The organism is Kiloniellales bacterium (genome assembly GCA_030066685.1).
GTDB lineage: Bacteria > Pseudomonadota > Alphaproteobacteria > Kiloniellales > JAKSBE01 > JAKSBE01.
This window is the reverse complement of the sequence record JASJBF010000051.1, coordinates 26,169-39,424: the sequence shown is the minus strand read 5'-3', so window position 1 is coordinate 39,424 and position 13,256 is coordinate 26,169. Positions and strand designations below refer to the sequence as shown.

13 protein-coding genes are annotated in these 13,256 nt (G+C 68.4%); 8 read left to right on the top strand and 5 right to left on the bottom strand.

All coding sequences use genetic code 11. From position 1 onward, the window contains the following. The first annotated feature begins 122 nt into the window (after nucleotides 1-122). Both QNJ30_24505 and QNJ30_24500 read left to right on the top strand, forming a co-directional pair. On the top strand, nucleotides 123-2,123 hold the full coding sequence (locus tag QNJ30_24505) for a ribonucleoside-diphosphate reductase subunit alpha (protein MDJ0946622.1): 2,001 nt from the start codon (nucleotides 123-125) through the stop codon (nucleotides 2,121-2,123). Between the two features lie 53 nt (nucleotides 2,124-2,176). Then, complete coding sequence (locus QNJ30_24500) at nucleotides 2,177-3,136, top strand: ribonucleotide-diphosphate reductase subunit beta (protein ID MDJ0946621.1); 960 nt, start codon at nucleotides 2,177-2,179, stop codon at nucleotides 3,134-3,136. A gap of 87 nt (nucleotides 3,137-3,223) precedes the next feature. Here the strand turns inward: QNJ30_24500 and QNJ30_24495 are convergent, their stop codons facing one another. Both QNJ30_24495 and QNJ30_24490 read right to left on the bottom strand, forming a co-directional pair. Then, the gene (locus QNJ30_24495) at nucleotides 3,224-4,345 is read right to left on the bottom strand and encodes a M48 family metallopeptidase (protein MDJ0946620.1); all 1,122 of its coding nucleotides are present in this window, start codon (nucleotides 4,343-4,345) and stop codon (nucleotides 3,224-3,226) included. Between the two features lie 18 nt (nucleotides 4,346-4,363). Beyond that, entirely contained in the window at nucleotides 4,364-5,503 is a 1,140-nt protein-coding gene (locus QNJ30_24490; protein ID MDJ0946619.1) for a DUF898 family protein, read from the bottom strand. Nucleotides 5,504-5,749: 246 nt separating this feature from the next. Here QNJ30_24490 and QNJ30_24485 point away from each other — a divergent pair, with 246 nt between their 5' ends. The 3 genes from QNJ30_24485 to QNJ30_24475 are packed head-to-tail and all read left to right on the top strand — an operon-like array spanning nucleotide 5,750 to nucleotide 9,292. Continuing rightward, complete coding sequence (locus QNJ30_24485; GenBank protein MDJ0946618.1) at nucleotides 5,750-8,092, top strand: xanthine dehydrogenase family protein molybdopterin-binding subunit; 2,343 nt, start codon at nucleotides 5,750-5,752, stop codon at nucleotides 8,090-8,092. Then, complete coding sequence (cysQ, locus tag QNJ30_24480; protein MDJ0946617.1) at nucleotides 8,089-8,889, top strand: 3'(2'),5'-bisphosphate nucleotidase CysQ; 801 nt, start codon at nucleotides 8,089-8,091, stop codon at nucleotides 8,887-8,889. Before QNJ30_24485 ends, cysQ begins: the two co-directional genes overlap by 4 nt. 16 nt (nucleotides 8,890-8,905) lie before the next feature. Beyond that, nucleotides 8,906-9,292: a VOC family protein gene (locus QNJ30_24475; GenBank protein ID MDJ0946616.1), complete on the top strand. Its 387-nt coding sequence runs from the start codon at nucleotides 8,906-8,908 to the stop codon at nucleotides 9,290-9,292. 168 nt (nucleotides 9,293-9,460) lie between these two features. Here QNJ30_24475 and parA read toward each other — a convergent pair whose 3' ends face one another. Together parA and QNJ30_24465 are read right to left on the bottom strand one after the other, a co-directional pair. After that, entirely contained in the window at nucleotides 9,461-10,099 is a 639-nt protein-coding gene (parA, locus tag QNJ30_24470) for a ParA family partition ATPase (GenBank protein ID MDJ0946615.1), read from the bottom strand. 109 nt (nucleotides 10,100-10,208) lie between these two features. After that, nucleotides 10,209-10,673, bottom strand: a complete 465-nt coding sequence (locus QNJ30_24465) for a DUF1330 domain-containing protein (GenBank protein ID MDJ0946614.1) — start codon at nucleotides 10,671-10,673, stop codon at nucleotides 10,209-10,211. A 49-nt stretch (nucleotides 10,674-10,722) separates the two neighbouring features. On the opposite strand from QNJ30_24465, the gene QNJ30_24460 reads away from it, so the two are divergent. From QNJ30_24460 to QNJ30_24450, 3 genes are all read left to right on the top strand, one after another. Next, nucleotides 10,723-11,310 (top strand): TetR/AcrR family transcriptional regulator, encoded by a 588-nt coding sequence (locus QNJ30_24460; GenBank protein MDJ0946613.1) that lies wholly within the window; start codon nucleotides 10,723-10,725, stop codon nucleotides 11,308-11,310. Between the two features lie 137 nt (nucleotides 11,311-11,447). Continuing rightward, nucleotides 11,448-11,888 carry a tetratricopeptide repeat protein gene (locus tag QNJ30_24455; GenBank protein MDJ0946612.1) on the top strand — a complete coding sequence of 147 codons (441 nt, stop codon included), beginning with the start codon at nucleotides 11,448-11,450 and terminating at the stop codon, nucleotides 11,886-11,888. A 30-nt stretch (nucleotides 11,889-11,918) separates the two neighbouring features. Continuing rightward, entirely contained in the window at nucleotides 11,919-12,110 is a 192-nt protein-coding gene (locus QNJ30_24450; GenBank protein ID MDJ0946611.1) for a hypothetical protein, read from the top strand. A gap of 12 nt (nucleotides 12,111-12,122) precedes the next feature. Here QNJ30_24450 and QNJ30_24445 read toward each other — a convergent pair whose 3' ends face one another. Then, complete coding sequence (locus QNJ30_24445) at nucleotides 12,123-13,145, bottom strand: Gfo/Idh/MocA family oxidoreductase (protein MDJ0946610.1); 1,023 nt, start codon at nucleotides 13,143-13,145, stop codon at nucleotides 12,123-12,125. Between the last annotated feature and the right edge of the window lie 111 nt (nucleotides 13,146-13,256).

Sequence of the window (13,256 nt, the reverse complement as noted above, 5' to 3'; positions counted from 1 at the left end):
CTTCTAGATTTGGGGGTCTGGGGCTAGCGACACCCTATATCTTGTAGATTTGCACAATTCATCCCATCCACAGCTGTGGAAAACGACGCCCAGCGCGGTGGATCGAACGAGGGGGAGACACCATGGACCGAGCGGCCAGCCTGGAGGAGCGAAGGGACAACGGAGCCACGGTGCTTGTGGAAAACACAAATAGCGCTGTGGACGAGTCCCTCGAAGCCTCCCCGGGCGACTCGGCCGCCGACGATGCCCTTCTCGGCGAGGAGATCCTGGGCAACGGCCAGATCCGCGACGTCTTCCAGAACGGCCGCGGGATCACGGTGCGAATCGCGCGCGAGCGCGACGCCCTGCTGACCGAGTTCGGCAAGGCGACCCTGACCGACCGCTACCTCATGCCCGGCGAGAGCTACCAGGACCTCTTCGCCCGGGTCGCCGCCCACTTCGCCGACGACTCGGCCCACGCCCAGCGGATCTACGACTACATCTCGCGGCTCTGGTTCATGCCGGCAACCCCGGTCCTGTCCAACGGCGGCACCGGCCGCGGCCTGCCGATCTCCTGTTTCCTGAACGAGTCCCAGGACAGCCTGGACGGCATCGTCGGCCTGTGGAACGAGAACGTCTGGCTGGCGGCGCGCGGCGGCGGCATCGGCAGCTACTGGGGCAACCTGCGCTCGATCGGCGAGAGGGTCGGCCACAACGGCAAGACCTCCGGCGTGGTGCCCTTCATCCGGGTCATGGATTCCCTGACCCTGGCGATCAGCCAGGGCTCGCTGCGCCGCGGCTCGGCCGCCGTCTACCTGCCGGTCAGCCATCCCGAGATCGAGGAGTTCATCGAGCTGCGCCGGCCGACCGGCGGCGACCCCAACCGCAAGGCGCTGAACCTGCACCACGGCGTGGTCATCCCCGACGCCTTCATGCGCGCGGTCGAGAACGACGAGGACTGGGCCCTGACCAGCCCCAAGGACCACGCGGTGATCAAGAAGATCAAGGCGCGCAGCCTGTGGATCCGGATCCTGACCGCGCGGATCGAGACCGGCGAGCCCTACCTGATCTACGTCGACCACGTGAACCGCGCGGTGCCCGAGCACCACAAGCTGGCCGGCCTCAACGTCAAGATGTCGAACCTCTGCAGCGAGATCACCCTGCCGACCGGGATCGACCACCTGGGCGAGGACCGCACCGCGGTCTGCTGTCTCTCTTCGCTCAACCTCGAGACCTACTTCGAGTGGCAGGACGAGGCCGGCTTCATCGAGGACGTCCTGCGCTTCCTCGACAACGTGCTGACCGACTTCATCGAGAACGCCCCGGATTCCATGTCCCGGGCGCGCTATTCGGCGCTGCGCGAGCGCTCGGTCGGCCTGGGGGTCATGGGCTTCCATTCCTTCCTGCAGCAGAACGGGATTCCCCTAGAAGGGGTCATGGCCAAGGTCTGGAACCGGCGCATCTTCCAGCAGATCCGGGAGGCCGCCGACGCCGCCTCGGCGGTGCTGGCCGAAGAGCGCGGTGCCTGCCTCGACGCCGAGGAGTTCGGCATCGCCGAGCGCTTCTCCAACAAGATGGCGATCGCGCCCACGGCCTCGATTTCGATCATCTGCGGCGGCGCCTCGCCCGGGATCGAGCCCGCCGCGGCCAACAGCTTCACCCACAAGACGCTGTCCGGCTCCTTCAACGTGCGCAACAAGTATCTGACCCGCCTGCTCGAGGAGAAAGGGCGGAACAGCGAGGAGGTCTGGAGCTCGATCACGGTCCACGAGGGCTCTGTCCAGCACCTGGACTTCCTGAGCGACGAGGAGAAGGACGTCTTCAAGACCGCCTTCGAGCTCGACCAGCGCTGGCTGATCGAGCACGCCGCCGACCGCGCGCCCCACGTCTGCCAGGCCCAGTCCCTGAACGTCTTCCTGCCGGCCGACGTCCACAAGCGCGACCTGCACCAGATCCACTTCCAGGCCTGGAAGAAGGGCGTGAAGAGCCTCTACTACTGCCGCTCCAAGTCGATCCAGCGCGCCGAATCGGTGCTCGGCGACACGGCGGCCGGCAAGGCCGTGCCGCACCTGGGCAAGGTCAACGGCCGCGAGCAGCCCCAGGTCAACGGCACCGACTACGAGGAGTGCCTGGCCTGCCAGTAGGGCCGGCCGACACCGGAGCCAAATCGCGACGCAAAGCCATAAGAGAAGGTCAGATGTCCCTGCTGGAAGCCAACCCCGTCTACAAGCCGTTCAAGTACCCCTGGGCCTACGAGGCCTGGCTGACCCAGCAGCGCATCCACTGGCTGCCGGAAGAGGTGCCGCTGGCCGACGACGTCAAGGACTGGCAGCGCAATCTGAGCGAGGCCGAGCGCAACCTGCTGACCCAGATCTTCCGCTTCTTCACGCAGTCGGACGTCGAGGTCAACAACTGCTACATGAAGCACTACGCCCGGGTCTTCGGGCCGACCGAGATCCAGATGATGCTGGCCGCCTTCGCCAACATGGAGACGGTGCACATCGCCGCCTACTCACATCTGCTGGACACCATCGGCATGCCGGAGTCCGAGTACTCGGCCTTCCTCCGCTACAAGGAGATGAAGGACAAGTACGACTACATGCAGCAGTTCGGCACCGAGACCAAGGAGGAGATCGCGCTCACCCTCGCGGTCTTCGGCGCCTTCACCGAGGGCCTGCAGCTCTTCGCCTCCTTCGCGATCCTGCTCAACTTCCCGCGCATCAACAAGATGAAGGGCATGGGCCAGATCGTCTCCTGGTCGGTGCGCGACGAGACCCTGCACACGCATTCGATCATCCGCCTGTTCCGCAGCTTCATCTCGGAGAACAAGGAGATCTGGACCGAGGCCCTGCAGCATGAGATCTACAAGGCCTGCGAGACCGTGGTCACCCACGAGGACGCCTTCATCGACCTGGCCTTCGAGCTGGGCGGGGTCGAGGGCCTGGAGGCGGCCGAGGTCAAGCGCTACATCCGCTACATCGCCGACCGGCGCCTGGCGCAGCTCGACCTGCAGCCGATCTACCGGGTCGAGGCCAACCCCCTGCCCTGGCTCGACGCCATGCTGAACGGGGTCGAGCACACCAACTTCTTCGAGAACCGCGCGACCGAGTATTCCCGGGCCGCGACCCGGGGCTCCTGGGAAGAGGCCTTCGACTGACCCTATTCCTCCCTGTGGGATCCTTCCCAGGCCGCCCGACCTCTCCCCCGGAACGGCGGCCCTTTTTTGTCCGCCCGCTCCTCGGTATCAGGTGTCGGCCTGGTCCTCGTCGGCCGCGTCGGGCCCGCAGATCGCCCGTAGGGCGGTCCAGTCGGCCGGGCTCATGCTCGCCGCGCCTTCGTCCTCGACGTCCTTGAGGCGATCGAGGCGGGCGGCGAAGCTGGGGTGGGTCGAGAGGATCTGGAAGGGTCCGGTGACGTCGCCCGACTCGGCCTGCAGGCGCTTGAAGAAGGCCGCGAGCCCGACCGGCCGCAGCCCGGCGCTCTGCAGGATCTCGATCCCGGTGCCGTCCGCCTGAAGCTCGGCCTCCCGGCTGTAGGACAGTGCGAGCACCATGCCGCCCAGCTCGGCGCCGATCGAGCCACCGCCGCCCATCAGGAACTCGAAGATCACCGAGAGACCCATCTGGCGCAGCATCGCCTGGGTGCCGTGGCGATGGATCACGTGTCCCATCTCGTGCGCCAGGACGCCGGCGACCTCCTCGGGCGCCTTCGCGAAGTCGAGCAGGCCGTCGAAGAGCACGATGTAGCCGCCGGGCAGCGCGAAGGCGTTGGTGATATCGAGGTCGACGACGACGACCTTGTAGTCGTAGGGCGAGTCCACGGCGCTGCCGAGGCGCGCCACCAGGCGGTCGAGTGCCGCCCGCCCTGCCGCCACCTCGCAGGTCCGGGCTTCCTCCTCGTCCGCCATCGCCGCAAAAAACGCCAGAAGGTCGTCCAGCACCGCGCGGCCAAGCGCCTCCTCCCAGGACACCGGAATCGTCTCCGCGAGATAGGGAACGCCCCGGGGCAGCACGACCCAGAATACGGCGACAACGGCGGCGAGGCCGGTCACGGCCCAAAGGCCGCGCCGCGCCAGCCGTCTGACGGCCCGCCTGCGACGGTTGAACTGCGGGGCCTCCTCTGCCAGCTCTTCCAGGAAGCCCTCGCCTTCGACGACCAGCCTGGCCCGGGGCGACTCGGCGCAGGTCAGGCGCGCGGTCTTGGCGGTCGTCAGCTCGTCGACGGCGCGCAGCTTCTCATATGGCCAGGTGGCCAGCAGCTTGCCGCCCGCGTCCTCGATCCAAAGCTCGCGCATCCGCAGTCGGACCACCACCGGGTGGCTGGCGGCCCGCTTACCGTCGTTGAAGCTGCCGCGGTACTCGGTCATTTGGCGCCGCCCTCGGCCTCAGATCGGACTAAGATCGAAGGCATCGGCCAGACCCTCGCCGTGCCTCGGCCCCTGCCCGGCGCGCTGGCTCAGGGCCGCGAAATCGACCTCGCCGTCCAGCTTCAGGCTCTCGGCGATTGCCTCCGTCAGCGGATGCAGCAGCAGGACCGTCTGGATGAAGCCCAGGCCGATGATGATGAAGATCAGCCAAACGACGTAGGCGGCAATAAACGCCGGAGTCAGGATCGCCGCGGCCTCGGCGGGGTTCGTCACGCCTCCGGGCTCCAAAAATCCGGGTCCGACGGCTTTCATGACGATGATGTAGATCCCCGACATGACGCCGATGAAGAGCATCGAAGAGATGGCCGAGAGCAGGATGATGCCGATCACCCGGCCGGCCTCCAGGTTCGAGCTGAGCGACAGCCCGGAGTAGCGGGTCTCGCTCGCGTAGTAGCGGAACTCGACCGTCCGGTACCAGAAGTACGCGAAGCCCAGGGTGGGGATGTAGAGCAGGAGGGTGAGCAGCCACCGGCCGAACATCGGCCCGGCGCGGCCGCCGAACTCCAGGCGCTGATCGCCGAACCAGGTGTTGGTCGTGCGATACCGCTGCAGCACGGTGCGATAGAAGGGATAGGCCAGGCTCAGGGTGATCAGCACCAGCAGTTGCAGGCCCAGGGTCATGAGCGCGTACTTGACCGCCGAGCCGGTCTGGCCGGCCCTGATCCCGCGCCACTGGGTCCGGGACAGGCGATAGCGCCGGGCGCGGTAGAGCGCAAAGGGGATCAGGAAGAGGATGATCAGGAGGTAGACGATCTCCAGCGGATTGATTTCCTGCGGGCCGTAGTCGAGCAGCAGGCTGCTGGCCATGAGCGCCCCGAAGAGCAGGGCCAGAAAGACGGCGGCGATCAGGAAGCCGATGAAGAGCTCGATCGCACGGCCCGTGTACTCGAGGCGGTCGCCCGCCATCGAGACATGGCTCCAGAGGTAGCGGCGCAGCCGGGTCTTGGCCCAGAACCGGTAGATGCCGAGGGTCACCAGCCCCAGGACGCTGTTGACCAGGGCGATCTTGGCGACCTCGCCGGCTTGGCCGTCGTAGCTGAGGTCGATCGACCGGCTCCCGCCGGTGGTGCCGACAGCCGCCGTCACCTGATCGTTCATGCGCGCTTCCTTCCTGAAAGAGCCCTTCCCGAGCGGCGCCCGCCTCGCGACCGCGCGGTGCCGGCGGCACTCTAGCGCAGTTGTGGCGCCGAATTCCAAATCAATCCTCTCTTGCGTGGCATTCCCCGCCCGCAGCCGCAGAAATCCGCGGGATTTCGGCTCTGGCCCTTCCACGACGGCTTCGCTAGGATCGCGCCGTCTCGTTGTTTGCGGGTCTGCGAACCCACGATATCCAAAGGAGCGGTCATGGGACAATTCGGGGTCGGCCAGGGCCTACGGCGGCTCGAGGACGCAAGGCTGCTGACCGGCCAGGGCAGCTACAGCGACGATGTCTCCGCGCCCGGCCAGGTCTATGGCGCGGTGGTGCGCAGCCCCCACGCTCATGCCGAGATCCTCTCCATCGATACTGCCGCAGCCGGGGCCGGGCCCGGCGTGCTGGCCGTCTACACGGCTGACGACCTCAGCGCCGACGGGATCGGCGACATCCCGCTGATGACGCCGCTGCCCGGGCGCGACGGCAAGGTCGGGCCGACGCCGCCGAACCCCGCCCTAGCCCGCGGCCGGGTGCGCCACGTCGGCGACCCGGTGGCCTTCGTCGTCGCCGAGACCCCGCACCAGGCCCGCGACGCGGCCGAGCAGGTCCTGGTCGACTACCGCGAGCTACCCGCCGTGATCGATACCGCCGAGGCGCGGAGCCCGGGCGCGCCCCAGGTCTGGGACGAGGCGCCGGGCAACCTCTGCCTCGACTGGGAGATGGGCGACGCCGAGGCGACCGAGGCGGTCTTCCGCGAGGCCGCCCACGTCACCCGCCTGCGCCTGGTCAACAACCGGGTGGTCGTCAACGCCATGGAGCCGCGGGTCGCCCTGGCCGAGTACGACGCCGAGGCCGAGCGCTTCACCCTGACCACCCCCAGCCAGGGCTGGGCCCGCCTGCGCGGCCAGCTCGCCGAGCAGGTATTCAAGGTCGCGCCGGAGCATATCCGGATCCTCACGCCCGAGGTCGGCGGCGGCTTCGGCATGAAGATCTTCCTCTACACCGAGCAGGTCATGGTGATGTACGCCGCCCGCAAGCTCGGCCGGCCGGTCAAGTGGACCTCGGAGCGCAGCGAGGCCTTCCTCAGCGACACCCAGGGCCGGGACCACGTGACCGAAGCCGAGCTTGCGCTCGACGCCGAGGGCAAAATGCTGGCGGTCCGGGTCCTGACCACGGCCAACCTGGGCGCCTACCTGTCCAACTTCTCGACCTTCATCCCGACCGCCGCCGGCGCCTCCATGCTCTGCGGGCTCTACACCCTGAAGCAGGTCTACAACCGGGTCGCCTGCGTCTTCACCAACACCGTGCCGGTCGACGCCTACCGCGGGGCCGGGCGGCCTGAAGCGGCCTACGTCGTCGAGCGCCTGGTCGACGCCGCGGCCCAGGAGCTCAAGATCGCGCCGGACGAGCTGCGACGGCGCAACTTCATCCCGACCTCGTCCCTGCCTTACGAGACCGTGACCGGCTTCGTCTACGATTCCGGCGAGTTCGAGCGGCTGATGGACGAGGCGCTGCGCCTGGCCGATCAGCCGGGCTTCGCGGCGCGCCAGGCCGAGGCCCACGCCAGCGGCCGCCTGCGCGGCCTGGGCATCGCCAGCTACGCCGAGTGCTGCGGCGGGATCGGCATGGAGGACGCCCGGGTGCGCCTCGACGCCGACGGCGGCCTGACCCTGATCGTCGGCACCCAGACCAACGGCCAGGGGCATGCCACGGCCTATGCCCAGCTGCTGGCCGAGCGCTTCGGCCTCGAGCCGGAGATGATCCGCACCAGCCAGGGCGACAGCGAGGACCTGCGAGAGGCCGGCGGCACCGGCGGCTCGCGCTCCCTGCTGATGGGCGGCATGGCGATCCAGGGCGCCGCCGAGAAGGCGGTGGAGCGGATGAAGGCGGTGGCCGGCCACCTGCTCGAGGCCGCGCCCGCGGACATCGAGTTCGATGCCGGCGTGTTCCGCATCGTCGGCACCGACCGCCGGATCTCGCTCAAGGACGTCGCCGGCGCGACCCACAGCGGCGCGCTGCCGCCGGAGGTCGCCGGCCCGGTCGACGAGCACCACCACGTCGACACACCGCCCATGACCTATCCCAACGGCTGCCACGTCTGCGAACTGGAGGTCGATCCCGACACCGGGGCGGTCCGGATCGTGCGCTACGTCGTCGCCGACGACTTCGGCAAGCTGGTCAACCCGCTGCTGGTCGCCGGCCAGGTCCACGGCGGCACCGCCCAGGGTCTCGGACAGGCCTTGCTGGAGCACACGGTCTACGACGCGGCGAGCGGCCAGCTCTTGAGCGGTTCCCTGATGGACTACTGCCTGCCGCGCGCCGACGACCTGCCGGAGATCGAGCTGCACCTCTTCGAGGTGCCCTGCACGACCAATCCCCTGGGGGTCAAGGGCGCCGGCGAGGCGGGGGCCATCGGCGCGCCGCCGGCGATCATCAACGCCCTGGTCGACGCGCTGCGCCCGCTCGGGGTCACCCACATCGACATGCCGGCCACACCCGAGCGGGTTTGGCAGGCGATTCGCAACGCCGGCGGGAACGGAAGGGCTGCGGCATGATCGCCATCGACGACACCCTGCTGAGCCAACTGCGCAGCATCGCCGAACGCGCCGGCGCGGTAATTCTCGAGATCTACGCCCGAAGCGAGGCGCTCGAGGTCCGCGAGAAGGCGGACTCCTCGCCGGTCACCGCCGCCGACGAGGCGGCCGAGGCGGTGATCCTGGACGCCCTGGCGGCGCTGACGCCGGAGATCCCGGTCGTCTCGGAAGAAGCCTTCGAGGCCGGCAAGATCCCGGAGGTCGGCGATCAGCCCTTCTGGCTGGTCGACCCCCTGGACGGGACCAAGGAATTCCTGTCGCGCAACGGCGAGTTCACGGTCAACATCGCCCTGGTCTCCGGCGGCATGCCGGTCGCCGGGGTGGTCCACGCCCCGGCCCTGAGCCGGACCTGGCTCGGCGCGATGGCCCGGGACGGCGAGGCCAAGGCGCTGGAGATCGACGGCAAGGAAGCACCCAAGGCCATCTCGGTGCGCGCGACCCCGGCCGAGGGCGTGACCGTGGTCGCCAGCCGGCGCCATGGCAGCGCCGAGGATCTCGGCCCCTTCCTCGGCGGCCGCGAGGTCGCGTCCCAGGCTTCCGCCGGCAGCTCGATCAAGTTCTGCCTGGTCGCCAGCGGCGAGGCCGACCTCTACCCGCGCTTCGGCCGCACCATGGAGTGGGACACCGCGGCCGGCCAGGCGGTGCTGATGGCCGCCGGCGGCGAGGTGATCGAGCTCGACGGCCGGCCCTTCACCTACGGCAAGGCGGGCTTCGAGAACCCGCACTTCGTCGCCCGCGGCTGGAAGAGCGCGGCCTAGCGGCGCGGCGCCGGGGATGACCGAAACCGCATTCCAGCGCGCCACGCCGGTCCTGAAGTCGGGCGACTATCCCGCGTCCCGCGCCTTCTACGTCGATGTCCTGGGCTACAGCGTGGTCGAGGAGGGCGGCGATCCGCCGCGCTTCGGAATCTTCGAGCGCGGTGGGAGCGTCCTCTTCGTCGACGCCTGGCACGGCCCATCGCAACCCGTCGCCGGCGCCTGGGACGCCTATATCCACGTCTCCGGCCTGGCGGCGATCTGCGCCGAGCTCGAGGCCCGCGGCGCCCCGATCACCCGGCCGATCGAGGACACCGTCTACGGCATGCGCGAGTTCGAGGTCACCGACCCCGACGGCAATGTCCTCTGCTTCGGCGAGGACGCCGACTCGGTGGCGACGGCGTGACCGCCGGCGCCGGACCGCGGCAAATCTACGCACTGCCGTCCCCATCACTCCCCTGTCATCACCGGGCTTGACCCGGTGATCCATGGCGGCCGCAGGCGCCGGCCTTGAGATGGATGCCCGGATCAAGTCCGGGCATGACAAAGAGGTTTGTGGGCCTTCTTCTCCCCCTCACCCCGTCTTGCGCAGGATCTCCTTGGAGAGGCGCTTAACCTCCTGGGTGGCGATGGAGAGCGGCTTGGCCTCGGCCGCGCCTCGGCCCTCGGCGAGGGCCGAGGCGAAGAGGATCCGGTTGCCCAGGCGCGCCCGTGCGATGCTGGCGCCCAGGCGCTTGACCTCGGCCAGCATCTGATCGGTCAGGTTGGCCCGCGCCGGCACCCGGTTGAGCACCATCAGCGCCGGCGTGCCCTCCTTCTGCGCCAGCTCCAGCACGGGGTAGGTCGCCCAGACGTCCATCGGCGAGGGCTGGCAGGGCACCACGGCGATGCTGGCACCGCGCACCGCCACCCGGGTCTCGGTCTCGGCGTGGGGCGGGGTGTCGACCATCACGATGTCGAAGCCCCGGGCCAGCTTGTCGACCTCGCTGCGGCTGCGCCAGCCCTCGGTGCGGCTCAGGACCATGCCGTCTTCCGCGTCCTCGTAGAGCTCCTGGCGCAGGCGGAACCAATTGGAGAGCGACTGCTGCGGGTCGATGTCGACCAGGGCCACGCTCTTGCCGGCGTCCTTGAAGGCCACCGCGAGGTGCGCGGTCAAGGTCGTCTTGCCGGCACCGCCCTTCTGCTGTGCCACGGTGATGATGGTTCCTGCCACGGCGAACTGCCCCCCTGGTTCCACGAATCGGTCGCCCTGCGCCGCTCAACCATAGAACGCGCGGGAGAGAGCCGGCAAGACGGCGCCGGAGGGAACGGCGTCGGGCGCATCACGTCGGGCAGATCAGCACCTTCTGCCGCGCACAGGCGGCGACGCGATGGTGGAAGACGGCGCGGTAATCCGGATCCTCGTAGAGCGCCAGCATGGACTCCGTGGTCGGATAGGCGCCGATCGCGACCAGGTCCCAGTCTTCCTCCTCGCCCAGGAAGCTGGCCTCGAAGGGCGCCAGAAGCAGGAACTTGCCGCCGACCTTGTCGAGTGTCGGCACGCTGACCTCGGCGTAGCGCGCGAAAGCCTCCTTGCCGCTTCCCGGCGCAGCGGGGGCATCGCTGCCCGCCGGATAGTCGGCCTGCCCGCGCATCTTGAAGAAGTTGATCAGGGTGATCGGCCTTTCCGCAGGCCGCTCGACCACATGGCGCCACTGCGCCGCCGTAGGGGCGGATCCGTCTGCGCCATCGCCGTACCACGCCAGAAGCTGACGGACTCGATCCTCGGTTTCCTTCTTGGCCTTCATCGTTTCTCCGGTCATAGTTTACATGTGTAAACTACGGACTTTTTTACATATGTCAAATTTGAACCGGCCTGAGCGGACCCGCCGGGACATTCTCGACGCGGCCTGGGATCTCGTCGCCGAGCGCGGCGCCGAGGTCTCCCTGGCCGAGATCGCCAAGGCCGCCGGCATCACGCGGCAGTCCATCTACCTGCACTTCGGATCGCGCGGCGGCCTGCTGTTCGAGCTGGTCCGCAGGACCGACGAGAGAGAGCGCATTTTCCAACGGTTCGACGAAGCGATGAAGACGCCGGAGCCTGCCGAGCGACTCGATCGCTGCCTCTGCGTCTGGTTCGACTTCGTGTCCAAGATCCAGCCGGTAGCGCTGGACTTGATCCGCCTGCGCAGCCGGGACGAGGACGCGGCCCGCGCCTGGAACGACCGCATGCAGGACCTGCGCCGGGTCCTCCGGCATCTCGTCCGCGGACTGCGGCAGGAAGGGGCGCTGGCCGACTTCTGGACCGTGCCGCGCGCCACCGACTACCTCTGGGCCGGCTGCTCGGTTCAGGCCTGGGCGCTTCTGGTCAAGGACCGCGGCTGGAGCGAAGCCGCGGCCTCCAAGGCTCTGCGTCACGGCCTTGCCCGCGCGTTGCTCGCGTAGCCCGGCCAAGGCCCCGGAACCCCCGGTTCATCCAAAGCGCCGGCACCGCCGTACATTTTTGCATGCGGGGGTTTGTTTCAAAGTTAGGGCTCTGTCTGCTCTGCCTCGGGCTGGCCGCCTCTCCGGCCGCGGCGATCATGAGCGGGGACGAGAGCACCCGCGCGCGCTCGGGCGACAGCGACTACGCCGACGGCAAGGAAGCCTTCGAGGCCGAGGACTGGCCGGCGGCCATCGCGGCGCTCGACAAAGTCGTGGCGCGGCGGCCCTGGCACGACAACGCGCACAACATGCTGGGATTCTCCTGGCGCAAGCTCGGCGACTATGACCGCGCTTTCGTCCACTACGACAAGGCGCTTTCCCTGAACCCGCGCCATCGCGGCGCGTTGGAATATCTCGGCGAGGCCTATCTCGAGCTCGGACGCACCGAGGAGGCGACGGCCATCCTGTTGCGCCTAGCCAGGGTCTGCGACTACGTGGTCATGGCCTTCGACAACCAGGGCTGGAAGTCGGGCTGCGAGGAGCTGCGGGACCTGAAGGAGGCCTTCGCCGAGCACGGCGTGCCACTGCCGAAGAAGTGATGCGCAAACGGCATCGGGGGACTGCCGACCATGTATGAGCTGATCCTTATCGTCTGCCTGCTCAAGGAGCCGGAGCGCTGCGAGGAGATCTACCTGCGCAGCGGGCCCGTCGGCAGCATGGTGCAGTGCCTGATGCACGGGCCCCTGCAGGCGGCCAAGTGGGCCGAGACCCACGAGGGCTGGGTGGTCAAGCGCTGGACCTGCGGGCCGCCGCAGGCCTGAGACCGAGGCAGGTTAGGCCTCCCGCAGGACCTTCCAGATCGCATCGAGGTTGCGTTGCGTCTCGAGGCTCGCCCGCGCATGGGACTCGCGCAGGGACGAGGGCCCGGCCGCGGCCGCCTCGGCAAAGCGCTCGATCATGAGCACGTCTTGGGGAACCTCGCTCGGCGTCTCGATAAAGCTGAAGGCTTCGCGCGTTGCCATGCCGCTGCGGTGGGTGAAGCCCGCCCTGATCCCGGGATTGTCGAAGGCAAAGCTGTTGGTCCAGTCGAGGACGAAGTCGTCCATCGTGATCATCCCCTTAGTGCCGATCAGCTGCAGATCCATGATCGCGGTCCCCGCGGTGTAGCCGACATCGAAGGTCGAGGTCGTACCGTCCTCGAAGCCGATCAACCCGTTCGCGCGGACGATGGCGCCGGTTTCGGAGTCGCGCTCGGCGAGCGCCGAGACCCGGGCGATCCCGCCGCTGGGTCGCAGGTATTCGACGACCGCCCGCATCGAGTACCAGGCCATGTCCCCCAGGGCGCCCATCGGCTCCAGTTCCGGGTCGAAGCGGATGTTCTGACGGTCCGAGAAGGGGAAGTAGAAGGCCGTGTGAAGGGACCTCGGCGTCCCCAGGAGATCGGCCGTCGCCTCGCGGATCGCGGCGGTGCGCGGATGATGCACGAAGTGCGTCGCGTCCATGAACACCACCCCCTTCTCCGCCGCCGCCTGGGTCATCCTTTTCACCGAATCCAGGCCGGGCAGCGGCTTGTCGACCAGGACGTGCTTGCCGGCCGCGATCGCGGCCAAGGCGATCTCCTCCTTCGCCGCGGTCGGCACCGCGATGTAGACGGCGTCGACTTCGGGCATCCGGATCATCCTGTCCCAGCCCTCGATCGGTCGCACGCCCTCGAAGTCGGCAACGAAGGCCTCGGCCTTGGCCAACCGCCGGCTCGACACCGCGGCCAGCTTGGCCTTGTCGGACCTCTCGATGGACTTGGCCACCACGCCGGCGATGAATCCGGGTCCGACGATTCCGAAGTTCACATGGGTCATGTCAGCGGCGCCTCCTTCCGCGCGGTATCGGGGACTTCGGGACGAGAACGACGCTCGGGTGCGTCGACCGAACTTCATATGGGCGGAAGGAAATCAGTTCGGAAATCGATT